Source organism: Vibrio sp. R11-SG3-ISO9 (genome assembly GCF_059834255.1).
This window is the reverse complement of the sequence record NZ_JCBDGU010000009.1, coordinates 320,260-344,622: the sequence shown is the minus strand read 5'-3', so window position 1 is coordinate 344,622 and position 24,363 is coordinate 320,260. Positions and strand designations below refer to the sequence as shown.

Annotated in this window: 19 protein-coding genes and 2 tRNA genes; 13 read left to right on the top strand and 8 right to left on the bottom strand. The window is 44.8% G+C overall.

Annotation, left to right across the window (positions count from 1 at the left end):
• Nucleotides 1–1,989 (top strand): hybrid sensor histidine kinase/response regulator (locus AC6R05_RS04135; RefSeq protein WP_500646643.1); only part of this gene is annotated, 1,989 nt, incomplete at its 5' end.
• Nucleotides 1,990–2,064: 75 nt separating this feature from the next.
• Here the strand turns inward: AC6R05_RS04135 and AC6R05_RS04130 are convergent.
• Together AC6R05_RS04130 and AC6R05_RS04125 are read right to left on the bottom strand one after the other, a co-directional pair.
• Nucleotides 2,065–2,691, bottom strand: coding sequence for a DsbA family protein (locus AC6R05_RS04130; protein ID WP_152469059.1), 627 nt, complete (start codon nucleotides 2,689–2,691; stop codon nucleotides 2,065–2,067).
• Nucleotides 2,692–2,766: 75 nt separating this feature from the next.
• The gene (locus tag AC6R05_RS04125) at nucleotides 2,767–3,102 is read right to left on the bottom strand and encodes a Grx4 family monothiol glutaredoxin (RefSeq protein ID WP_032551983.1); all 336 of its coding nucleotides are present in this window, start codon (nucleotides 3,100–3,102) and stop codon (nucleotides 2,767–2,769) included.
• Nucleotides 3,103–3,370: 268 nt separating this feature from the next.
• Between AC6R05_RS04125 and sodB the strand changes: the two genes are divergently transcribed.
• The 3 genes from sodB to AC6R05_RS04110 all read left to right on the top strand — a co-directional run bounded on the left by sodB (nucleotide 3,371) and on the right by AC6R05_RS04110 (nucleotide 5,487).
• Nucleotides 3,371–3,955 (top strand): superoxide dismutase [Fe], encoded by a 585-nt coding sequence (gene sodB / locus AC6R05_RS04120; protein WP_032551982.1) that lies wholly within the window; start codon nucleotides 3,371–3,373, stop codon nucleotides 3,953–3,955.
• A 168-nt stretch (nucleotides 3,956–4,123) separates the two neighbouring features.
• Nucleotides 4,124–4,627, top strand: coding sequence for a VC2046/SO_2500 family protein (locus AC6R05_RS04115; protein ID WP_500646642.1), 504 nt, complete (start codon nucleotides 4,124–4,126; stop codon nucleotides 4,625–4,627).
• A 176-nt stretch (nucleotides 4,628–4,803) separates the two neighbouring features.
• The gene (locus tag AC6R05_RS04110; RefSeq protein ID WP_500646641.1) at nucleotides 4,804–5,487 is read left to right on the top strand and encodes an SDR family oxidoreductase; all 684 of its coding nucleotides are present in this window, start codon (nucleotides 4,804–4,806) and stop codon (nucleotides 5,485–5,487) included.
• A 128-nt stretch (nucleotides 5,488–5,615) separates the two neighbouring features.
• On the opposite strand, the gene adhE is transcribed toward AC6R05_RS04110, so the two are convergent.
• The gene (adhE, locus tag AC6R05_RS04105; RefSeq protein WP_032551979.1) at nucleotides 5,616–8,321 is read right to left on the bottom strand and encodes a bifunctional acetaldehyde-CoA/alcohol dehydrogenase; all 2,706 of its coding nucleotides are present in this window, start codon (nucleotides 8,319–8,321) and stop codon (nucleotides 5,616–5,618) included.
• 638 nt (nucleotides 8,322–8,959) lie between these two features.
• Here adhE and AC6R05_RS04100 point away from each other — a divergent pair.
• Both AC6R05_RS04100 and AC6R05_RS04095 read left to right on the top strand, forming a co-directional pair.
• Nucleotides 8,960–9,598, top strand: coding sequence for a YchE family NAAT transporter (locus AC6R05_RS04100; protein ID WP_032551978.1), 639 nt, complete (start codon nucleotides 8,960–8,962; stop codon nucleotides 9,596–9,598).
• A 130-nt stretch (nucleotides 9,599–9,728) separates the two neighbouring features.
• Nucleotides 9,729–10,568 carry an ion transporter gene (locus AC6R05_RS04095; RefSeq protein WP_150893890.1) on the top strand — a complete coding sequence of 280 codons (840 nt, stop codon included), beginning with the start codon at nucleotides 9,729–9,731 and terminating at the stop codon, nucleotides 10,566–10,568.
• A gap of 434 nt (nucleotides 10,569–11,002) precedes the next feature.
• On the opposite strand, the gene asd is transcribed toward AC6R05_RS04095, so the two are convergent.
• Nucleotides 11,003–12,121 (bottom strand): aspartate-semialdehyde dehydrogenase, encoded by a 1,119-nt coding sequence (gene asd / locus AC6R05_RS04090; RefSeq protein ID WP_285402422.1) that lies wholly within the window; start codon nucleotides 12,119–12,121, stop codon nucleotides 11,003–11,005.
• 507 nt (nucleotides 12,122–12,628) lie between these two features.
• On the opposite strand from asd, the gene nhaC reads away from it, so the two are divergent.
• Nucleotides 12,629–14,065, top strand: coding sequence for a Na+/H+ antiporter NhaC (gene nhaC / locus AC6R05_RS04085; RefSeq protein WP_500646640.1), 1,437 nt, complete (start codon nucleotides 12,629–12,631; stop codon nucleotides 14,063–14,065).
• Nucleotides 14,066–14,137: 72 nt separating this feature from the next.
• Here nhaC and AC6R05_RS04080 read toward each other — a convergent pair whose 3' ends face one another.
• Nucleotides 14,138–15,586 (bottom strand): Hpt domain-containing protein, encoded by a 1,449-nt coding sequence (locus AC6R05_RS04080; RefSeq protein ID WP_500646639.1) that lies wholly within the window; start codon nucleotides 15,584–15,586, stop codon nucleotides 14,138–14,140.
• A 114-nt stretch (nucleotides 15,587–15,700) separates the two neighbouring features.
• Complete coding sequence (yejK, locus tag AC6R05_RS04075) at nucleotides 15,701–16,705, bottom strand: nucleoid-associated protein YejK (RefSeq protein ID WP_150869014.1); 1,005 nt, start codon at nucleotides 16,703–16,705, stop codon at nucleotides 15,701–15,703.
• 84 nt (nucleotides 16,706–16,789) lie between these two features.
• On the opposite strand from yejK, the gene AC6R05_RS04070 reads away from it, so the two are divergent.
• The 4 genes from AC6R05_RS04070 to AC6R05_RS04055 all read left to right on the top strand — a co-directional run bounded on the left by AC6R05_RS04070 (nucleotide 16,790) and on the right by AC6R05_RS04055 (nucleotide 19,446).
• Nucleotides 16,790–17,017 carry a YejL family protein gene (locus AC6R05_RS04070; protein ID WP_032551972.1) on the top strand — a complete coding sequence of 76 codons (228 nt, stop codon included), beginning with the start codon at nucleotides 16,790–16,792 and terminating at the stop codon, nucleotides 17,015–17,017.
• Between the two features lie 28 nt (nucleotides 17,018–17,045).
• The gene (locus AC6R05_RS04065; RefSeq protein ID WP_150893884.1) at nucleotides 17,046–18,848 is read left to right on the top strand and encodes a DUF3413 domain-containing protein; all 1,803 of its coding nucleotides are present in this window, start codon (nucleotides 17,046–17,048) and stop codon (nucleotides 18,846–18,848) included.
• A gap of 147 nt (nucleotides 18,849–18,995) precedes the next feature.
• A tRNA-Ser gene (locus AC6R05_RS04060) sits at nucleotides 18,996–19,086 on the top strand.
• Between the two features lie 269 nt (nucleotides 19,087–19,355).
• A tRNA-Ser gene (locus AC6R05_RS04055) sits at nucleotides 19,356–19,446 on the top strand.
• Nucleotides 19,447–19,503: 57 nt separating this feature from the next.
• Here AC6R05_RS04055 and AC6R05_RS04050 read toward each other — a convergent pair.
• A complete protein-coding gene (locus AC6R05_RS04050) occupies nucleotides 19,504–20,424 on the bottom strand; it encodes a histone deacetylase family protein (protein WP_500646638.1) in 921 nt (306 codons plus the stop codon).
• A 256-nt stretch (nucleotides 20,425–20,680) separates the two neighbouring features.
• On the opposite strand from AC6R05_RS04050, the gene AC6R05_RS04045 reads away from it, so the two are divergent.
• Nucleotides 20,681–21,367 (top strand): SDR family oxidoreductase, encoded by a 687-nt coding sequence (locus tag AC6R05_RS04045; RefSeq protein ID WP_500646637.1) that lies wholly within the window; start codon nucleotides 20,681–20,683, stop codon nucleotides 21,365–21,367.
• A gap of 18 nt (nucleotides 21,368–21,385) precedes the next feature.
• The gene (locus AC6R05_RS04040) at nucleotides 21,386–22,378 is read left to right on the top strand and encodes a DUF3080 domain-containing protein (RefSeq protein WP_500646636.1); all 993 of its coding nucleotides are present in this window, start codon (nucleotides 21,386–21,388) and stop codon (nucleotides 22,376–22,378) included.
• On the opposite strand, the gene AC6R05_RS04035 is transcribed toward AC6R05_RS04040, so the two are convergent.
• The gene (locus AC6R05_RS04035) at nucleotides 22,375–24,330 is read right to left on the bottom strand and encodes a DNA topoisomerase III (protein ID WP_500646635.1); all 1,956 of its coding nucleotides are present in this window, start codon (nucleotides 24,328–24,330) and stop codon (nucleotides 22,375–22,377) included. The genes AC6R05_RS04040 and AC6R05_RS04035 overlap by 4 nt on opposite strands.
• Between the last annotated feature and the right edge of the window lie 33 nt (nucleotides 24,331–24,363).

Genomic DNA, 24,363 nt, shown 5'->3' with positions numbered 1-24,363 from the left:
GCACTCGCACAATGGCTCTATGCTGATGATATAAGGCTGCATCAAATTCTGAACAACTTCCTCAATAATGCAATTAAATTCACCGAACACGGCACGATCTCACTGCATGTTAATGTTATAGAAAGCACTCAACATCAACAAAAGATCAGCTTAACTGTATCAGATACTGGTATTGGCATTCCCAAGGATAAACAAGATGCCCTTTTCCAACCATTCGAGCAGGTTGATAAAACCACCAGCCGTCGATTCGGAGGCACTGGTCTTGGGCTTTCTATCGCCACTAAGTTAATCGAGCAGATGGAGGGAATACTGACATTAGATAGCGATGAGGGGAAAGGGAGTGATTTCACCGTCACAATATCTCTACCCATCAGTAGTCCATCAGGTGATGAAGCGAGATATCCATTGGCACTGCCCGCTTTTCTCGATGAGCAACAACAGAACCCAAGCCTTATCGCCAACTCCTCTTCCGAAGTTTATATTGTCGGCTTCTTCTTACAGCAAGAAGAGCTGTGTCGCTACCTCAAGCATCTTGATTTAAAGCCGAAAGTTCTGCACATCAACCAGAAAGACCTACTCCAAGAATCAGTAGTTCAGAACAAGCCAAAGCACATCTTCGTCGCCATGTCAGTCTGGCAACAACTTGCTATTACCGATGCATGGATAAAGGAACATGCCCAGACAACAAGCTTTACCATCATCAATCAAAGTCCAATGCTCTCTCCAGAGCCACTCGGCAGTTCATGGTGCCTATCTGTCAATCCACTTCTACCTGATAACCTAGTACACGTACTCACCAAACCTGTTAGCCACGACTGCATGCCATTACAAACAACTAACGAGGCGACTTCACGCTTCATGCAAGAGAGCCGTGAACAAGCAGAAAGAAACGGGCGATTAATACTGGTCGCAGAAGATCACCCAATAAACCAACAAGTGATCGCCAAACAACTAGCAAACATCGGAGTTCATGCCGATATCGTAGACAACGGCTTGCTCGCCCTGAATGCACTTAAAGAGAAGCGTTATGGGCTGCTTTTAACCGACTGTCACATGCCAGAAATGGACGGCTATACTCTCTCAGCCAGCATTCGCCAACTGGAAGCCCAATCTGATGAAATGCATCGCGAGCTACTCAAAAAAATGCCGGGATCCGAGTTAAATGAACAAGACGTTTCGACGTTACGCAGCGTGGGAGAGAGCTTTACTGCGCACCGCTTAAACAACATTAACGTTGATGATTCTCATCAGCTCAACACATTGGCTGACTATCGACTCCCTATCGTAGCACTGACTGCCAATGCCGTTCAGGGGGAGGATGAGAACTGCTACGCGCATGGCATGGACGACTTCTTAGTCAAACCTGTCTCTATCAAACAGATGATACTGACTTTAGAGAGATGGCTGCCTTCACTTAATGATATTTCAAACGAGGAGTCGAAAGAGCACCCAGAGCAAACAGCGTTTTCATCACAAGATACCGATGACTTTTCTGCATTGTTTCAAGATATCGAGGATGGTTTCGAAACATCAAGGCCACCAATAAATGAAGATATTGCAGGCGCTGACAACACAGATGACAACACTAGCAGCGTCATAGACTTTAAGGCATTGAATGAACTATTTGGAGATGCCGATGTGGCAATGTCACTACTCGAAGAGTTTGAAACTACCTTTATTGAAGATTGGCGGGCAATCACTCAATTGTGGGAAGAGCAGAGATTTAAGTCTCTTAAAACAACCGCTCATCGAGTGAAAGGTGCAGCTAAAATGGTCGCTTGTGACGCTCTCGCAACGCCACTTGCTGACATTGAATCGCTCGCTAGTGAACTGGCTTTGCAAGCGTTAAAGGTATCTTCTGCAGAATCGCAAATGCTTCTTTATCTGCAGGAGGTTGAAGCTGTTTCTACGCAATTCAAACAGGAGCTGAATCAGATACGTCATACCCTCTCAAGGGAGCCACAATCAAAGGTTTACTCATATGAGTAAACCTTTATCGAGCTACTAAACACGTTCGCCAAGCACTCTGTATTGGATTGCGCTATGCTGCAAACTCTCACAAAACTAGGCGGGCGTGTTCTTTAGGATGATTTCTCTAATCGACTTAAGCGTCGCTTCAGTGGAAAGGTAGTCCAGCTCGACCTCTGTGAAAATGCCATCGACTTCAAGCATTAACGTTGGGTAAGAGTAAACCCCCATCGCCTCTTTGAAGCTCAACTGGTCGTCTAACTCGCCTTCCAATAGCTTACCTGAAAGATCGTTTTCAAACTGCTGCACATTCATTCCAAGCTCTTTGGCTAACTGGAGATGAGTTTCAACACTATGTGGCAACATCGCGCGCAGATAATAAGCATGTTGAATCGCTTCTAACATCTCTTCATAGTGGTCCTGGAATCCAGCAGCAATGACAGCACGGCAAGCAGGGTAAGTACTGCGTACTGGTTTGCACTCAGTCCAAAATTCGTGGTTAAACTCAGTACCAAGTTTTGCTTCAATCTGTTTCCAAATCGCTTGCAGCTTTTGCTTCATCTCATCTGACATAGGCTCATCAGAATCAGGAGCAAGGCCACCAACCACGTAGTTAAACTCGATGCTTGCAGGCAACTGCTGCTTAAGAAGTTTTAATGTCGGCTTGTATCCCCAACACCAACTGCACATTGGATCGTGGACATAGTGAAGTTTTACATTCATTGCATTTCCCTTATACCAATAAAAAAGGAGCCCAACGGCCCCTTTTTTCATTGAGTGTCGCTAAAAGCTCAGCTCTTATGCTTCGTCGCCAGCAACTTTCGCTGCAGCTTCTTTGATAAGAGGCTGAAGTTCGCCTTTTTGGAACATCTCTAGAATGATGTCACAGCCACCGATCAGCTCACCTTCAACCCAAAGTTGTGGGAATGTTGGCCACTGTGCGTAAGCTGGTAGCTCAGCACGAATGTCAGGGTTTTGTAGGATGTCCACGTAAGCAAACTTTTCACCACATGCCATTAGCGCTTGAGATGCTTGAGAAGAAAAACCACAGCTTGGTAGTTTAGGAGAACCTTTCATGTAAAGTAGAATGGCATTTTCTTCAATTTGCTGTTTGATTTTATCGATAGTTTCCATTGCTTCCTCGTTAATGGATTACGGCTATATTGCGTTTATTCTACCCCAAACCCCAAGAATAAAAACCATATAAAAAAAATGGTTAAAGAGTTAGAGTAAGATTTCATAGAAAATCACACAAATGTGCTTTTAATAAAGTAAAAACTTGCTAAACTATATCGCAAGTCAGCAAATTGACCGTAGCCTGCAAAAAGTAAGCTATGAATAATAAATAACACTGGAAGCAATCGAAAGAGGTAACTCTTTCATATCAATGGAGAATTGAGCAATGGCATTTGAACTACCAGCTCTACCTTACGCGAAAGACGCACTAGAACCACACATCTCTGCAGAGACTCTAGATTTCCACCACGGTAAGCACCACAACACTTACGTTGTTAAGCTAAACGGTCTTATCCCTGGTACTGAGTTCGAAGGTAAAACACTAGAAGAGATCATCAAGACTTCTACTGGTGGCGTATTCAACAACGCAGCTCAAATCTGGAACCACACTTTCTACTGGCACTGTCTAGCTCCTAAAGCTGGCGGCGAACCAACAGGTGCAGTTGCAGACGCAATCAACGCTTCATTTGGCTCTTTCGAAGAGTTCAAAGCAAAATTCACTGATTCAGCAATCAACAACTTCGGTTCTTCTTGGACTTGGCTTGTTAAGAACGCTGACGGTTCTCTAGAGATCGTTAACACGTCTAACGCAGCGACTCCTCTAACAGAAGAAGGTGTTACTCCACTTCTAACTGTTGACCTATGGGAACACGCTTACTACATCGATTTCCGTAACGTACGTCCAGACTACATGAACGCTTTCTGGGCTCTAGTTAACTGGGAATTCGTTGCAGCGAACCTAGCTAAATAATTAGCACTTAGCTGATTCTGATAAAAGCTCACGCATGCGTGGGCTTTTTTGTTTTTGACATTTCCTCTCTCCTCCTGATTAAAATAAAACCAATCAATTACTTAATCGATTTAAACACTAAAGTTTGAACCAAGCTTGCCGTTATAGGTGTATCCAAAGAGAGGCACCATGCAAGTAAACACACTCGACAATAACGTCATTATTAACGAACTCAAGTTCGGGACTGGAATCAACCAAGCGGTTGAACAAGGTCGCCGTGCCGATTTCGCGTTGCTGCTGTCTATGTTTTCCGATGATGTTCGTGATAACACGCCTCTGGATGTTTTGTCAGTAGAAGAGACAACAGAAAGTAAATTGCGCCAACAATTTGGTGTCGCAGAGCCGCAGCCTTTACGCTCGAACCAATCTTCATATGAGATCTCAGCAAAACAGTCGCAAGGCTTTCATCAAGCCGGACTCCCTAGCGCCAAGCTGAATCATTACCTAACCCCAGAAGCATTGGCTTTCATGCCCGAAGAAACACATGACTTCCCTGAAGAGGTTTACCACAATCTTTCTACACATGAGCGCCGCAAACTTGCCAAGCAACCACCAGCCGAACTGCCACATGCAACTTTGTACAACGAGCTAACCACCGCTCAGCGTAAATTCCATATTCAGGCACAGGTTTAACCCTACAATCCATAAATAAGCGTGATAGATTTCACACCAGTACCCCCAAAGTGTGAGCTGACACTAAGTTCATATAAAGTTCTGTATTTTCGCCGCTTACTTTGAACTAATTCACACCGATCGTACATTTTTTAACCCATCCTTACCTAACCACTACTACTCATTTAGGTCTAGGAATGGAAATTAAAAGCTCTATCATATTGGTGACATCTGCAGGGTCACAACTCGGAGGAACCATCGCAAATCATTTTGTGAATCTGGGTGCGACCGTGATTCTTTGCGATATTGACAGTGCTAGCCTAGATGAAACCTACCAACTTTGTTCTCGCTATTCGACGTCGGTCTATAGCTACCCGATAGAGCGCTATGACAGTCAAACCATTCTCAAGGTTTTTGACTTCATTCAGCTTACGTTTGGCACAACTCCCGACGTACTAGTCAATAACTGGGTCAGTACCCCGATGCCAACGCTCACTGGTACACAACCCGTTAGTTGCTTTATAGATAATCTGTCAGCGATGGCCTCAACCCTTTTCTCGTTCGGACAAGCAAGTGTCGATAGACTACGTCAAGCCAACAAACAAGGGGTGATTGTTAATGTAATATCCCACGATGACTTTAAAGACATGTCAGGCTTAGAGAGTGCTAATTCAATGATCACCGGCTTCACCCATAGTTGGGCCAAAGAACTGACCCCTTTCAACATTCGTGTTGGCGGTGTGATTCCAGCTATCCATAATGCCGATGGCAAACTCAATAAATGTCACTGGGCTCAGCTTCAAGATGAACTAACCCGAACCGCGGAATACATCATATCCAACGACTACTTTAGCGGACGAGTAGTCGCGGCCGAGGTTTAATCTTCTCTCCAATCGGTATTGGCATAATCAAAGATCAAAAAAAGCCCCAGTCTATCGACTGGGGCTTTGTTCTTTTCCCGATTGTAGATTAACGTGCTAGCGAAAATCTATCTCAAAACTGAATCTAATTAAGCGTCAGCTTTTTCTTTTTTAGCTTTTGGCGCTTTAGCTTCTGCTGGTTTTTGGTCAGCTTTCTTAAGGATTACAGTAGTACCTTCGAAAGTTTCACCTTCAACGTAAGCTTGGCCATGGTAAGACGCTAGTAGTACGTCTTTAAGCTCAGTGATTAGTGGGTAACGTGGGTTCGCACCAGTACATTGGTCATCGAACGCTTCTACCGCTAGCTCATCAAGCTTAGCTACGAAGTCAGCTTCAGAAACACCCGCTTCTTTGATTGACTTAGGAATGTCTAGGTCGCCTTTCAGCTCGTCTAGCCATGCTAGTAGACGTTCAATCTTCTGAGCAGTACGGTCACCAGCTTGGCTTAGGCCTAGGTGGTCAGCAACTTCAGCGTAACGACGACGTGCTTGTGGACGGTCGTACTGAGAGAATGCAGTCTGCTTAGTTGGGTTATCGTTCGCGTTGTAACGTACCACGTTAGAGATTAGTAGTGCGTTCGCCAGACCGTGTGGTAGGTGGAACTCAGCACCAATCTTGTGCGCCATAGAGTGACAAACACCTAGGAATGCGTTCGCAAATGCTACACCAGCGATAGTTGCTGCGTTGTGTACTTTCTCACGAGCGATTGGGTCGTTTGCACCGTTCGCGTAGCTTGATGGTAGGTACTCTTTAAGCATCTTAAGTGCTTGTAGAGCTTGACCATCAGAGTATTCGTTAGCAAGAACAGATACGTAAGCTTCTAGAGCGTGAGTTACTGCATCGTAACCGCCGAATGCTGTTAGAGACTTAGGCATGTTCATTACTAGGTTAGCATCAACGATAGCCATGTTTGGCGTGATTTCGTAGTCAGCTAGTGGGTACTTAGCACCAGTCTTGTCGTCAGTAACAACCGCGAATGGAGTAACTTCTGAACCAGTACCTGAAGTTGTAGTGATACATACAAGCTCAGCTTTCTTACCCATTTTAGGGAACTTGTAGATACGTTTACGGATATCCATAAAGCGCATTGCTAGTTCTTCGAAGTGAGTTTCTGGGTGCTCGTACATAACCCACATGATCTTCGCAGCATCCATCGGTGAACCACCACCTAGAGCTAGGATTACGTCAGGTTGGAAGCTCTTCATTGCTTCTGCACCTTTCTCAACAACAGATAGTGTCGGATCCGCTTCTACGTCGAAGAATGTTTGAACTTCGATGCCTTGCTCTTTAAGCAGTTTAACTACTTCATCAGCGTAACCGTTGTTGAATAGGAAACGGTCAGTTACTAGGAATGCGCGTTTCTTACCTTCTAGGTCGCTCATTGCGATTGGAAGGCTACCACGACGGAAGTAGATAGACTTAGGTAGTTTGTGCCACAACATGTTTTCAGCTCGCTTAGCTACAGTTTTCTTGTTGATAAGGTGCTTAGGACCTACGTTCTCAGAGATAGAGTTACCACCCCAAGAACCACAACCAAGAGTTAGAGACGGTGCTACGTTAAAGTTGTAAAGGTCACCGATACCACCGTGAGTAGTTGGGATGTTTACAAGGATACGTGCAGTCTTCATCTTGTCACCGAAGTAACGGATGCGGTCTGCGTTAACGTCTTGGTTAGTGTAAAGACCAGATGTGTGACCGATACCACCGATTTCAACCATAGTTACCGCTTGAGCAACTGCGTCTTCGAAGTTGTCAGCACGGAATAGACCTAGAGTTGGAGATAGTTTCTCGTGAGCGAATTCGTCATCGTAAGAAACTTTACCTAGACCTTCACCAACAAGCACTTTAGTGTCTGCAGGAACTTTAACACCAGCCATTTCAGCGATTGCTGGAGCAGGTTGGCCTACGATTTTCGCGTTTAGGTTACCGTCGATTAGAAGTACTTTACGTACTTTGTCAGCGTCAGCTTTAGATAGAACGTGAGCTTTGTGAGAAGCGAAACGCTCTTTTACTTCATCGTATACTTCGCTAACTACGATAGCTGCTTGCTCAGAAGCACATACTACGCCGTTATCGAAAGTCTTAGACATAAGAATAGAAGCTACAGCACGTTTGATGTCAGCTGTTTCATCGATAACTACAGGAACGTTACCTGCACCTACACCGATGGCTGGCTTACCAGAAGAGTATGCTGCTTTAACCATGCCTGGACCACCAGTTGCAAGGATAAGTGCGATACCGTCGTGCTTCATAAGAGCGTTTGAAAGCTCAACAGATGGTTGGTCGATCCAACCGATGATGTCTTTTGGAGCACCCGCTGCTACTGCTGCGTCTAGTACAAGTTTCGCTGCATCGTTTGTAGAGTTCTTCGCACGTGGGTGTGGAGAAAAGATGATGCCGTTACGAGTTTTAAGTGAGATAAGAGACTTAAAGATCGCAGTAGAAGTTGGGTTAGTTGTTGGTACGATACCACAGATGATACCTACAGGTTCTGCGATAGTCATTGTACCTAGGTTGTCATCTTCTTCTAAGATGCCACAAGTTTTTTCGTCTTTGTATTTGTTGTAGATGAATTCTGACGCGAAGTGGTTTTTGATTACCTTATCTTCAACAATACCCATTCCAGATTCTGCTACCGCTTGTTGAGCTAGCGGGATACGAGCATGGTTAGCTGCAAGAGAAGCTGCGCGGAAGATTGCATCTACTTTTTCTTGAGAGAAAGTTGCGAACTCTTCTTGTGCTGCTTTAACGCGTGCTACTAGAGCATCTAGTTCAGCTAAGTTAGTTACAGGCATGGTGGATCTCCTAAAATAATAAATATTAAAAACTTTTTATTAATTTCACTGTGTCATCACTCGGTTGCCAACAGCGTTCTTAGTAAATTGCTTTCGGAACTGAGTATATTATTTCAGTGTGTGAAAAAAATTGACCCAGATCAGTTACCCAAAAGGAATTAACCAATAAGTGGTAAGGCAATCGCAAAAATATCCATAAACTCATGATTTATATAGACTAAAATCACAATTTGTATTCGTACAAAAAACAGGCAAACGGATAATTTTTTTCTAATTAATGTCATATTCTGTAAAAAAGTTTCATTTTTAATCAGCTCACTTACATGTACACGGCAAAAATTGTGCTACTGAGAGTATATCCATCCCGTTGCAACGGGCGAGAAACTGTCATAATTTTTATTAAAAGCGTGCGCGAGATAACATTTAGATCAAATCAGGTTACAACATGAAACACCAAACAACATCCCGCAACATTCAAATTACACATCTATCACTCAATTAGTTTTTCTAAAAAACAGCCCCCTTTTCAGGTTAGTTTTTTTCATTCGCGCTCTTTGAATTTGTCCCTTACATTACGCACTCTGATATAGGTCAGATCAAAGTCACTTTACTATTAACGCTAACTGGAGATCGCTCTCATGCAAGGTTTAGAACTCGCAATATTTCTGCAATTCTTCCTTGGGCTTGTCGCTGCTGTAAACCCTATTGGTATCATGCCTGTATTCGTTTCTCTCACGGCCCATATGCCGCCTGAAGAGAGGAATCGAACTGCATTACAGGCTAACGTCGCTGTAGCGGTTATATTGATTGTGTCGTTAGTCGCAGGACAAATGCTATTAGACATGTTCAGCATCTCTTTGGACTCGTTCCGAGTAGCCGGTGGTTTACTGCTTCTTAGCATCGCGTTTTCAATGATGAGCGGTAAATTAGGTGAGGATAAGCAGAACAAACAAGAGAAGTCAGAATACGTAAGCCGTGAGCAAATCGGTGTAGTGCCTTTGGCGATGCCACTAATGGCAGGTCCAGGTGCGATCAGTTCAACCATTGTTTATGGCTCTCGCTACCCAGCCGCAATCGACACTGTAGGTATCGGCATTAGTATTGTCGCGTTTGCTACGTGCTCATGGTTACTGTTCCGCTCAGCGCCAGTAATTGTGCGCTTCCTAGGCCAAACAGGCATCAACGTGATCACCCGTATCATGGGTCTGATTCTTGGTGCACTAGGTATCGAGTTCATTGCCAACGGTCTTCGTAACCTATTCCCTGGTTTAGCGTAATTAAGAAAACGTTCAACCGACGCTAAAAAAAGATATCGAGGCGAGTAAAGCACAGGCTTTCACTCGCCTCATTTATTTCAACCGAGTATGATGTTTACCAAGTCATTACAATAAGCACAATTTTACAACCATGCCTCGACACTCTCTTAAGCATCATCTCTATGTCATCATTTTTGGTACACATACCCGAGCGGGGCGTATCTTTGATATCTCGCTGATCGTTGCCATTATTGCGTCTTTAGTGGTCCTGATTCTCGAGTCACTGCCGAATGTTATGACGGCGTGGTCACAAGAGCTACGCTATATTGAGTACACCTTTACGGCACTGTTTACGATTGAGTATCTATTAAGGCTGTATTGCTCACCAAAACCTAAATCCTATGCCACCAGCTTCTATGGTGTGGTCGACCTGCTTGCGATTTTGCCAACCTATCTAGCGATACTCTTCCCGGGAGCATCGTTTATGGGCGTGATCAGGCTGCTTCGTGTGATGCGTATTTTCCGCATCCTAAAGTTGGTGCGCTATCTTCAAGACTCCAACATCCTTTTACGTTCGCTACTGCACGCAAGGCGTAAGATTCTGATCTTCTTTAGTACGGTGGGTATCTTGGTAACCATTTTTGGCTCTCTGATCTTTGTTATCGAAGGGCCGGATAATGGCTTCACCAGCATTCCACAAAGCATCTACTGGGCAATTGTAACTATCACAACAGTCGGATACGGCGATATCGTTCCACAGACGGTACTCGGCAAAGCTATTGCGTCACTAACCATGCTATTGGGTTATTCAATTCTGGCAGTACCAACAGGCATTATTACCGCTGAACTGAGCAATGAAATGAACGCACATAAAGAGTTAGTGAAGTGTCCAAACTGCAATCGCTCAGGCCACGATTCAGATGCCCTCCACTGTAAACATTGTGGTAGCGAGTTGGCTGATCCTGATAAGCGAGTTGTGGTTGAGGATTGAATAGGAGCGGATGTGAGATTCGAGTGTCGAGATGCGAAAAGATTTAGGAGCAGATGCGAGATTCGGGTAGCGAGATGAGAAAAGATTTAGGAGCAGGTACGGGATTCGGGTGGCGAGATGCGAAGGGATTTAAGAGCAGTTTCGAGAGCCGGATAACGAGATTCCCGACTACGCTCCTTCGTCGCTATCGGGAATGACGTAGGTTTGGAGGTAATCTCTCGTCATCCTCAAGAGTGAGAAAAGAACGAGTTGGAGATCTTTGTTCTTTTTAGTGTGAAGGACAAGTTTTAATATCTAAACAGGTTGAGCCTTAGATAAACTGGCCTCCGGCGATCAAAAAAGCCGATGTATAAACATCGGCTTTAGACTCTCATTAAGCGGCGAGTTTAAAAAGGACAACGCCCACCTCGCCTCAAATCAGAAAACTCGTTCTATTACGCCTTCTCAGCAAGGATGATGCGTAGAGTACGACGAAGAGGCTCTGCTGCACCCCATAGCAGTTGGTCACCTACTGTGAATGCGTTTAGGAAGTCGTTACCCATAGACATCTTACGTAGACGACCTACAGGTACAGACATAGTACCCGTTACTTTCGCCGGCGTTAGCTCTTGAGCTGTGATGTCACGGTCGTTAGGGATCACTTTAACCCAATCATTGTGCGTTGCGATGATCTCTTCGATTTCATCCATTGGAACGTCTTGCTTAAGCTTGATAGTCAGCGCTTGAGCGTGACAACGCATCGCACCGATACGTACACAAGTACCGTCGATTGGAATCGGTTGACCATCTAGGCCTAAGATCTTGTTCGCTTCAACGCCCGCTTTCCACTCTTCTTTACTCTGACCGTTTTCACGCTTCACATCGATCCATGGGATTAGCGAGCCAGCAAGAGGCGCACCGAATTGGTCTGTAGGGAAAGATTCTGAACGAATAGTGTCCGCAACCTTCTTATCGATATCAAGAATAGAGCTTGCTGGGTTAGCAAGTTCAGAGCTTACACTGTCGTTGATCACACCCATTTGTGAGATAAGCTCACGCATGTTCTTCGCACCTGCGCCCGAAGCGGCTTGGTACGTCATTGCGCTCATCCACTCAACCATACCTTTTTCATACAGGCCGCCTAGAGCCATAAGCATCAGGCTCACAGTACAGTTACCGCCAACAAACGTGTTGGTGCCACCATGAATACCTTGTTGGATTTGAGCCAAGTTAACAGGATCAAGAGTGATGATAGAGTCAGCATCCATACGCAGAGTTGAAGCCGCATCAATCCAGTAGCCTTTCCAACCCGCTTGGCGCAGCGCTGGATATACCTTTGATGTGTAATCGCCACCCTGACAAGTAATAACCGCGTCCAGCTGTTTTAGGCTTTCAATGTCGAATGCGTCTTGCAGTAAACCCGCATCTTTGCCACCTAGAACAGGGGCTGGGATGCCGATTTGAGATGTACTGTAATAAACAGGTTCAATCAGGTCGAAATCACGCTCTTCAACCATACGTTGCATCAGTACAGAACCAACCATACCGCGCCAACCAACTAGACCTACTCTCATCTCGAACTCTCCATGTATAAAAATTAAATTGCTTTCCTCCATCTATAAGTTTTTCAGTAACAGAACTCAAGCGCTTTTTGTCAAAAAGTGTAACTTTTTCGTTTCTTTTCAGTGAACGGGATAAATCTGCGAGTTATCTGATCTTGGCTTAACTTAACTAAAGTACAGAAAACACACGCCAAATCTCCTTTTGAAGGCTTTCAAACTGCCATTCAGCTCAAATCAAAACCAATGCGAACAAATTCCAATCAGCACTTATAACTAAAACATCGCCAATAAACAAAATAATCATTCACAAGGCGAAAACAACGTGCAACAAAAATCAACATTATCAAATCATTAATTTAACAAATATTTAGGTTTTGATACTAAAAATAAGACTACAAACAGTTAAATATCACAACTATTAGCTTATTTTTCGATATAATCATCCAATTAATGTAGTGTCCAATTCGTACCCCACACTATAACGAAGCACTATAATGCTCGAAATAATAAGAGGCTTTTATGCAGCAGAGTAAAACTCGCCTACCGAACTTGATGCAGGTTTTCATTTCGCTAGGGCTATTTTTGTCCCTCGCGTTTTCTTTTACAGCGAAGCTTGATCTTCCTATCCAACTCGCGCTGTACATCGGTTGGTTTATCATCATGGTTTTAGGTATTCGACTAGGCCATCAATACAAAGACTTAGAAAAAGCAGCACTCAATGGGATCTCCAATGGCTTAGGTGCTGTTTTAATACTTTTAGCGGTAGGTGCTTTGGTTGGAACATGGATCTCTGGCGGTATTGTTCCGACCATTATCTACTACGGTTTGAAAGCGATTCACCCATCGATCTTCCTGCTAGCAACAATGATCATCTGTTCATTAACTGCACTCGCAACTGGCACTTCGTGGGGCGCTGCGGGTACTGCAGGTATCGCGATGATGGGTATTGGTCAAGGTCTAGGTGTTCCTGCTCCAATTACAGCAGGTGCAGTACTTTCAGGCTGTTACTTTGGTGACAAGATGTCTCCACTGTCTGATTCAGTAATCCTTGCTTCCTCAATGTCTAACGTAGAAGTGGTCGAGCATATTAAAGGTATGCTGCCAGTTGCTCTGATCAGTTACATCATCACAGGTATTATGTTTACAGCGTTTGGCTTCCACTACGCAGGTAACGTAGACATGAGCCAGGTTGAATCGGTCATCAAAGCGATGGAAGTACAGTTTTACATTACCCCTTACTCTTTCGTTCCCGTTCTAATCGTATTAGGCCTGCTTGCGTTCCGCATGCCTTCATTCCCAGTAATTAGTTTTGGTTCTCTACTTGGTATTATCTGGGCAGTGATGATTCAAGAGATCGATTTCCTAACGGCGTTTAACACGGCTTGGGCTCCGTTCTCTATCTCTTCTGGTGTTGAATTTATTGATTCAATATTGAACCGCGGTGGCATGTCTTCAATGCTTGGTTCAGTAGCCGTCATTGTGTTTGGTTTAGGCTTTGGTGGTTTGCTTGATAAGGTGGGCGTACTTGAGACAATCGCAAAAGTGTTCGAGCGCCGCGTAAACAGCGCAGGCTCGCTAGCCACCAGCACGATTGGTACTGCTTTCATGGGTAACGTATTTGGCTCTGCAATGTACGTATCTTTAATTCTTACTCCAAAAATCTGTGCGAAGAACTACGACCGCCTAGGTTACCAACGCAAGAACCTATCACGTAACGCTGAGTTTGGCGGCACCCTTACATCAGGTATGGTGCCTTGGAGTGATAACGGTATCTACATGGCGAGTATTCTGGGCGTTGCGACCCTGTCTTATGCTCCGTTCATGTGGCTGAGCTTTATCTGTATCATCGTAACCATCGTAACCTCTTACATGGGTTGGTTCGTTGATAAATGTGAACCTACAGCACCTGCAGTTGAAGCTGAAGGAGCGCTAGAGTTAAACAAGCAGCAAGCTTAAATCTCTATAGTACTCAAATAGAAAAAAGAGCAACCACACCTAGTGTCGTTGCTCTTTTTTATACAGGTTGGTTTATCCGTGTTTTGCTAAATGGTCTCTCGCTGCTTCGACAGTCGCGCCGATAGCTAATTCCAGTTCTTGTAGATCGCTATCTTCTATTGGCTTGGACTGCTTCATCTTAGCTTCAACACTAGTCGAAATGGCAGCAAGCCTTGATGCTTTAATACTCCCTGCGACACCTTTTAAGCTGTGTACAACGCGAGCAGCCGTCACTTCATCGTCAGTTTTAAGCTCCATGAACTTATTGAAGTCATTGGCATGATCTTCTACAAACACGTTCAGTAGCAAAACCACCGACTCATGATCGCCATCTAGAGTTTCAAGCATCTCATCAATATCAATCACGGGCTTGTCGTCCAAATCAACGGATGCCGTGCTCTCTTCTTTCTGTTGCAGTGGAACCACGTTATCCATATCTACAACGGCTGAATCCGCAGCCAAAGAAGATGGCGAGTTATTGGAAGTGGACGCATCCAAGTCACCAGAGTTCATACTACTCGACGGAGCTTCAAAAATAGGTTTTTCAGTCGCTGGCGTGTTCTGATTCTCAACGGAGATCGAGTTACTTTCTAAATGATCTTTGGATTCTAGTGATTCTGAAGTATCTGGGGATTGGTTATCTTCCGACTGGCAGCCTGGACGCAGAGGCTGCTCATAATCACTTACAGCTGATGCGTGCGGTTTGAGCCGAGCGAAAGCCAGGCAACAAAAAGCAAGCGCACTCAAAACAGCCAACGCCGTCAGCATGTAAAACTGGCCAGAGTGGTATTGGTTTTCTAGAGCGATGATCTGCTCGTTGACTGAGTTCTTCTTGATTCTATCAACCAAATAATTGAGCTGAGCGTAATTTCCTAGCAATGACGATGCATCCGCGAGCAGTTGTTGCAGCGCATCTTGTTCATCTTCCTCTAACTGATAGGACTGTTCTAAAATCGCATCGAAAGCGCGATAAATCGATGAAGAAGTATGGTTTTCAGAGTACATAGCTTGGAAAACCACGGTACCAAATTGGTTCAGCAGTGGCAGCATTTGCTCTGACGTATTTGGATCGCCGCGCAATGCCTTTATATCATCGACCAGATACTGAACTTGACTCTCTATCGGTATAAATTCGTTAAATTTCTCTAGAAACTGGTCAACGACATAGAGCAGTTGATTCACGTCTGGGCGAATCCAAGCATTTTTGTAATCAGATTCAACTTGCAGTCTTAGCGAATAAACGAGTTGGGCATCGAGTGCCATATCGTTAATCCTTGAGACACGAAGCGGCTCTGAAAAGTAGAGGGACTGCCTCAGCTCAGTTACACGAATTCCGAGTTCTTCAATCTGTTCTAATGACTGGTTATAAGCACGACTGAGGTTGAGTAACATCAAGGTAGGAATAAGCCAGACAATTAAAACCAAAGCGATGATTTTCGTTGAACGCTTAATCGTGGGTTGTGGGGTCACAGATAATTCCATCGACATTCCTTGTTGTGATCCAATGATTCGACGAGACAGATATCGATTAGGGCAACATAACCCCAAACAAGTATGAGTAGCAGCGTCCTGCTACCACTCATTGTTAACTTAACTCTATGACTTATTTCTAGTCAACTGATCACGTAAGTTTGGTGGTGTACCTTTGATCGTCAGTGTGTCTGTTTCCGGATCGTAAAAAATACGCTCGCCAAGCAGCAGGCTGTCAAAACTCACGTTCAAGCCGCCACCGGCGCCAACAAACTTAGTCAGTTTACGCATTGTCGCGCGATCTGCAGGGAAACTCTCTTCAAGCTCATAACCCTGTTCGCTGGTGTAATCTAAAAAGCTGGTACCGTCTGTGCTTGGAGGAAGCTCTCCAGAAAGCTCACGAACCTGAACTTCATCACCCGCTTTCAACTGTTCGTTGCAGTAATCGGCTACCTGCTTCTTGTAGCTGATCGCTTCTTCCTTCTCGAGCTTAGAGTCGGAAACAAAGTCTTCTACTGCTTGCATCAGTACTTGGTTTTGTTGCTTTGCATCCAAACCTACTTCAGCTTGCAAAAAGTCTAGGAAGAAGTCTGCCACTTTACGCCCAACACGACCTTTAATGTATGCAAGGTAACGATTCGACTCTTTATCCGTTTCGTATGTCGATAGGTCAAGACGAGCCGCAATGTCCATTTTCGAGATATCTAGGTAGTCTGTTGCGCTGATATCAAGGCCTTCAGTAACTTTAAGGCTTTGGTTTGATGGCAGCAGACCGATGAATAGGTAATCTGTCGCCAGCGACTGATATTCTGCTAAAACCAACGTACCTTCATCAGCAAACGGGTATTTTGAAAGCTCTTCTTTCAGACGTTGAGCACTTTTTTGTGAGAAATCGTAGAAATTTGTCTCGCCTTTACGAAGTTCATGCAACCACTGTTGAAATTCGCTGTCGGACTTAAATGCACCAAACCCTTTGCCAGGTTTTGAGTTAAAAACGCGATGCAGTTCAGCCACTAAGCTTTCAGATGAAGCATCGTTATCGAGAGACTCAGCACGGAAGTTAACAATCAGTTCATCCTGATCGTTCTTGCTCAGCTGGTGTAAAATTACGTTGGAAAGATGAAGGCTCATAGTGAAAATATTATCGTTCAGGTTTCAGTTGTCGTGAATTGTAGGTTATCATAAGCCGCTTTTACTATCATTATTAGAGTCCTTATGCCGATTATATCTAAATACACAGATGAACAAGTTGAAAACATCCTAGCTGAAGTAGGTGCTGTACTGTCTAAGCACAAAGCTTCACCAGAACTTTCACTGATGATCGCCGGAAATATCGCAACCAATGTCTTAAATCAGAACGTTGCTGCTTCACAACGCAAAGGAATTGCTGAAAAATTTGCCGAGGCATTAATCTCTTCGCTTGACGAAAAGAAGTCTCACTAAGATAGACTGACGGATAAAAGAATAATAAATGGTAGACAGCGCAAACTCATATAGCGATCGTGTATCTCGACTAGTTGGTTGGGGTCACTGGTTTGCATTTTTCAACATCATTGCTGCGATGTTGATCGGTACTCGTTATATCACTCAATCAGCTTGGCCCGAAACTCTATTAGGACAGTTCTATCTGGCCGTTTCTTGGGTTGGCCACTTTGGCTTTTTGGTATTTGCTCTCTACCTATTGGTGTTGTTCCCACTCACCTTTATATTACCGTCAAGAAAGTTACTCCGACTTGTTGCCGTTTGCTTCGCAACAATCGGATTAACTGTTCTATTAATAGATACTCAAACCTATCAAAGCATTAACCTCCACCTGACGCCTGTCGTTTGGGAGGTACTATTTAGCGAAGAAGAGACTGCGTTCAGTTCAGACTTGCAGCATCTATTCATCGTTATGCCGCTGATCTTCATGCTCCAGCTCGGTCTTTCTGAGTGGGTATGGCGCAAACAGCGCAAGCTTTCACACAAACATGTCGGCCGACCTATCGCCGCTGTGTTTTTCTTAAGTTTTATTAGTAGCCATCTCACCTACATCTGGGCAGATGCGTACTTCTATAACCCAATTACCAGTCAAAAGGCGAACTTCCCGCTCTCTTACCCTATGACAGCGAAAAGCTTCATGGAGAAACACGGCTTACTTGACCGTGAAGAGTACTTAGAGCGACGCGAAGCGAATGCTGACAACGTTGATCTTGTTAGTTATCCACTGGAAGAGATTCAATATAACCGCCGTAGTGCTGACCTTAATATTCTGTTAGTTAGCGTAAATAACCTGCGCGCTGATGCTCTGAACAGCGACGTAATGCCAAACAGCTTTGCGTATGCCAAAGAAGGAATTAACTTCACCAATCATTACAGCTCTAGTAATGATATGTATGGCATTTTCGGTCTGTTCTATGGGCTGCCAAGCAGCTACTCAAGCAGCATTAAATCACAAGGTTCGAACGCGGTATTACTCGATGTTCTAGAACACCACAACTACAGCATCGCTGCCTTCAGTGGCGATCACTTCGAAGATGCAATGTTCTCTGAAATCATCTTCCGAGGCAGAAATGTAGAAGAGAGTGCAGCGACTTACGATGACCAGAGTGCCATTAATGCTTGGTCTGAATGGGTACAATCTCCAGAGGCTGGAGCACCTTGGTTTAGCTTTATCGAGCTTACAACGCTGGATAATTTCACCAACTACCAAAATGACAGCAATGAAACTCGCAGTGCTGTTGAGCGCTTCACCGCCGACTACCAAAAATCAGCGATGGCGGCAGATACTGAACTACAAACGATTTATCAAACACTTGAAGAGTTGTCACTGACGGAGAATACCGTTGTGATCATCACTTCAAACCACGGTACTGAGTTTAACGAGACCAAAACAAACAGCTGGGGTGCAAACTCAAACTACAGCCGTTACCAACTGCAAGTGCCTATGTTTATGCATTGGCCAGGTAAAACGGCGTCTGAGTACACTCACCGTTCTAGTCATTTAGATCTATCTGTCACTTTGCTTCAAGATTTATTGGGCGTTTCTTCTAACCCGAACGATTTTAGCAGTGGCCGTAACCTATTCGACGAGAGTAAGCGTAAGTGGATCTTAGCCGGTGATTCTCGTGAACTTGCGCTGGTTACAACACAACAGACAACGGTTATCGACAAGTTTGGTAACTACAAGCTTTACGACAAAGATTACAAGCGTTTGAAAGACGTGAGTCCGCGCTTACCTGTCTTGATGCAAGGTCTGACTGAGCTGCAACGTTTCTATACTAAGAACGACTAAAACTCAGTGAAATATAGGTTTAACTAAAAAAGGAAGCGTGAGCTTCCTTTTTTATTATCATTAATGTTTATAAAACGAGCATTCAAACAAAATAATGAAAATTAAGGGTTTACAAGCCCAAGGATGCCTTATATTATTCACCGCACTGGAGAGATGGCTGAGTGGTCGAAAGCACCGGTCTTGAAAACCGGCAACCGTTAATAGCGGTTCTAGGGTTCAAATCCCTATCTCTCCACCACATTCTAAAAGCCGCTGAGAAATCAGCGGCTTTTTTCGTTTCTGAACTCTAAAGTTATCTTCACTCATATTTACGCCCCTTTCCCTAAACTTCTAGACTCAATAAGCTCGCGGTAAAAATATTCACTCGCAAATCTTCAAACCAACGCACTCATTTGATCAAGTTTTCAGCACTCAAATAAAAAAACCAGTTAAAGCGGTCATAAAGAAAGCAAACGCTCTTTGTAGGGGTTTACAAGCATCAGCATGCTTTATATTATGCACGCCATCGGAGGGATGGCTGAGTGGTCGAAAGCACCGGTCTTGAAAACCGGCAACCGTTAATAGCGGTTCTAGGGTTCAAATCCCTATCCCTCCACCACATTCGAAAAAGCCGCTGAGAAATCAGCGGCTTTTTTCATTTCTGTCGTCGTCAAACTTAACTCATGACCTTATATGCCGCGTTCAACAGCTGCATGTGAATCGGCACTAAATCTTGATGCTGTGAACGATATCCTCCCCCAACGACACACGCGATAGGAATATCATTACTTTTCGCCATTTCAAACATCAAGCAATCGCGTTGATAGATCCCGTCAGTCGATACGTTAAGGTACCCAAGCTCGTCATCTACATGAATATCAACACCCGCATCGTAGATAATCAAATCTGGCTGATAGTGCATCAAAGCCATTTGTGTCACTTGCTCGAAGCTTGATAAAAATTCTGCGTCTTCGGTTTCTCGAGATAGAGGGACATCAAAATCAGATGACGGCTTGCGCGCTGGGAAGTTCTTGTCGCAATGAAAAGAGAGCGTCGCAATATCTGGCTCATTCTGACACAGAGTTGCAGTACCATCGCCATGATGGACATCGCTGTCGACAATTAAAACTGTTTCTATGTGTTCAAAAGTCAGCGCATGCTTCGCCGCCACGACCAGATCGTTAAACAGACAAAAGCCACTGCCAAAATCATGGTGAGCGTGATGGTAACCACCACTCAAATGAATGGCGATACCATGTTCAATCGCCATTTCAGCAGCTAGAGCCGTTCCACCAGCAGAGCAAAGCGTCCGCTCAATAAGCTGCTCACTCCAAGGAAAACCTATACGACGCATCTTGGGTGCAGCTAGCTGACCGCTGGTGAGCAAATCAACATACTCTGCACTATGAACGTGTTTCACCTGCTCTATTGATACGGGGTGCGGTTCAAACAACTCAAACGCTTGATGCCAATTAGAGGATTCTGCTCGTTTGGCCTCGACAGCCTGATAGAGAAGTCGATATTTGTTAATTGGATAACGGTGCCCTTCTGGTAAAGGGAGCTGCGAGTATATGGGATGATAGATTAACGGGATCATAAAACGCTTCATTTTGACGGAGTCTCAAGATCATAACAGCCTGAGTCTTGGCGACAACCGCAATAAATGATAATAGTTATCATTTATTTAAATGGAGGCACCATTTTGAAAAACTTAATGTTATTCAGTGGAGTGATCTGCGGCTCTCTAGTTGCAGTAATGATATTCGTGACTATGTTGCTAACTAGTTGGTGGGTCGTTGATTTTCTGCTGGGAAGCCATCAAACTTAATTTAATCTCTCTACAAGGACTTCTCATGAGCACCATCTTCATTACTGGCGCAAATCGCGGTATCGGACTCAGCCTAACGAAACAATATTTAGAGTTAGGACACACGGTTTACGCGACCTATCGCGACCAAAAAACAGCGGCATCATTGGTTGCTATGAATGAGCAATACCAACAACTCACCTACGTCCCACTTGATGTAACAGATTACCCTGCAGTGTCAGCACTTGCAGACCAAATCAGCCACATCGATATATTGATTAACAATGCTGGTTACTATGGACCTAAAGGCTACGGTTTGGGCAATACCGATGTTGACGAATGGCGTCGCGTTTTTGAGGTTAACAGCATAGCCCCTCTCAAACTCGTTGAAGCCATGCTGCCAAATCTTTCGCAAAGTGCAGTCAAGAAAATAGCTTGTCTCTCTTCTAGAGTAGGCAGTATGACAGAGAACACCTCTGGAGGTGGCTACATTTATCGCTCTTCCAAAGCGGCTCTTAACTCAGTTGTGAAAAGCTTAAGCAACGACCTGACCTCTCAAGGCTTTACTGTGTTGGCGTTGCACCCAGGTTGGGTACAAACTGAGATGGGCGGACCAAATGCGCTTATCGATACCGATACTTCGGCAAAAGGACTCATTCAAGTTATCGAGCAAAGCGATCTTGATTCAAGTGGTCACTTCCTTAACTACGATGGCTCTGCTATCGCTTGGTAGACAGATCTAGGTGCTAAGATGAGACTCCCTTCAACCCACTATAAATCAGCTCTTCTAGGCGCTGTATGCCTGCTTCTCGGTGGGTGTTGGGATAAGCAAGGCGACTTATTTGATGAGTACCACAGTCGCGTCGCTCGGGTTCAAGATGAAGAACGAATCTCAGAAGAGTGGGAGTTTGAAGCACTACCAAGAAAGCGGGAGCTGAATATCAACATTGAGCCGATTTCGATGGGGCTTTTAGATAGCTATCAACTCAGAGAGTGTGGGCTGTTCAATTTGATTGCGGAGCGTAATTCTGTTCTTGGTAAAGTCGCTGACCAGTTTCGCAACTTTGACTACCAAGTTGCGTTTCTCAACGGATTGTCCGAGTGCTTGAATCATCAAGGCATCTCGTCTGACGTTCATCAGCAGCTTCTCAAAATTGATCAACAAAAACGTGACCAACTCGCACAGCACCGATGGAACCTTCTCTACGCCAGTGACGCAATGCAATCTCAATTGCGTGGTAGCCAATGGCTTAGCGAAGATGTTGGCCTAAAAGTTCAACGTGTCAGTGACGCTTTGGGCTATCTTGACCAATCCTTCAATACAAGACTCACCTTAGGGTCGGTAACCGAAGTACAAGAGACACTTGAAAAACAAGCCGTACTTGGCGATCTTCACTACTCTTTGAGTGCTGCTACGTTCGAGTTAAATCAGATAACCCAACAACTCAAAACGTACGATCACAAAATCATCTGTGGAAAGCAGCGCGATACCACCAAATTTCGCCACCTCAATAATGTCTTCGAGCAACAGTTTATTGGACTGGTTCAGCCCTATATGGCCCAATTAGATGGTTACTACCAACAACTAACCCCACACCTTTCATTGTTCGAAGCCCAACCGCAGTTGCACTCTTACACTTTTCCGTTAGCAGAAACTCATCAAGCATTCAGAGTCTCCATCCGTGAGCACGTAGACTATTGGAAAGCCCTTTTTGGGCGCTGCGGCCGCAAAGTCGGACGCTAGCTCGATGCTCGCTTCTTGGTAAACTTCTTACGCCCACCAGCCTTACGTTTTTTATAAGCCGGCCTTTCAACTTTAGGCAGATGGCGCAGCGATTCTGGTACTTCAGATGTTTTCACCTGATGCATAAGCCCAGATATTTTATTTTCAAGATCAGACATGAAAGGCTGGTAAGCTTGATTCCGTTCCGCCATCCCTTGCAGTTGGTGTTCCCAGTGTGCGGTCATATCTGGGAAGGTCGAATCTTCAGGGAGAGCATGAATCAAGCCTCGTCCCGCAGGGCTGCTATGAATGCTCTTACCCTGACGCGTCAACAACTGCCTTTTGAATAGCGTATCAAGGATGCCTGCACGGGTTGCTTCGGTACCTAACCCATCAGTCTCTTTCAAAATCGATTTCAGCTCTTTATTGGCAACAAAACGTGCAATGCCTGTCATCGCCTGTAGAAGCGTTGCTTCAGTAAAGTGTTTTGGTGGCTCTGTTTTCTTATCCCCTATCACGCCCTCGCGACAAGTCAATACAGTTCCTTCAGGTAACGGCGGTACCGTATCAGCACCATCATTCTTATCAACCGAGTCCGTTTTGCCCATCAGTACTTTCCAGCCTGGGGACACCAGCTGTCGGCCTTTAGCGATAAACACGCCTCCAGCGATATCAAATACCAGCTTAGCCTCTGCATAGACGGCGTGTGGGTAGAACTGCATTAAATATTGTCGAGCAATCTGCTGGTAGATCTTCATTTCATTACCAGAAAGGCCGTTCACTGAAGACTTTTTCGGGGTTGGAATAATCGCGTGGTGCGCATCAACCTTACTGTCATTCCAAGCTTTAGAACGCAGTGACAAATCAGCCCCCTGAGCACCTTGCTCAAGCTCTTTGGCATTGTTGGCGATAGCATCAACAACAGACTGCCTTTGTGAGTAGTGATCTTTTGGCAAGTAACGGCTATCTGAACGCGGGTACGTGATTAGCTTGTGCTTTTCATACAGAGACTGACAGGTATCCAACACTTGTTGCGCGCTCATGCCAAAACGTTTCGCAGCATCGATTTGCAACGCAGAGAGCGAGTATGGGAGCGGAGCCGCTTGTTTGGTCTGCTTCTGCTCGGACTCCACCACTTTAGCGGGTTGATTCTGAATCCGACTGGCGACGTTCTCCACCAGTTTGCGATTAAGAACTCGCCCCTCTTCGTCCTGCCAAGGTTTGCACGCTTCGCTAGGCTTCCAGCGAGCCCGAATATCGAAGCTTTCACTACCATTTTGATAGGGAATCAAAGCATGCAGTGTGAAATAGTCTTTGGGGATAAAGTTTTCGATCTCTTCATCGCGTCTCACAACCAATCCAAGCACCGGTGTCTGTACTCGTCCGACCGACAACACGCCTTGGTATCCCGCCTTTTGTCCGAGCAGGGTATAGGCACGAGTCATATTCATACCATAGAGCCAGTCAGCTCTTGAGCGCGCCAAAGCAGACACAGACAGAGGGATAAACTCTTTGTTGCTGCGCATCTGTCCTAGCGCACGCTTAACAGCCGGTAAGTTTAGGTCGCTGATTAGCAGTCTCTGAATCGACTCTTTGCGAGTTTTGGAGACTTTACAATAGTCGATAACCTCATCCACCAACAGTTGCCCTTCTCTATCAGGGTCTCCTGCATGCACAATCTGTTTGGCATCTTTGAGTAGTTTACGGATGACAGTTAGCTGTTTACTGGAGCTCTTTCTTGGTCTGAGTTGCCACTGTTCAGGCACGATAGGTAGGTCGACTAAGTTCCACTTCTTATATCGCTCTTCATAAGCATCGGGCTCGACTTGCTCTAAAAGATGACCAATACACCACGTCACTACATCGCCATTTCCGCACTGTATGAATCCTTCCCCCTTTTTTTGTGGGTTAGGCAAAGCAGCGGCAATAGCACGACCTAAGCTAGGTTTTTCAGCGATGATTAAGCGAGACATGATTTTCCAAAGACAACAAACAATTAGAGCCAC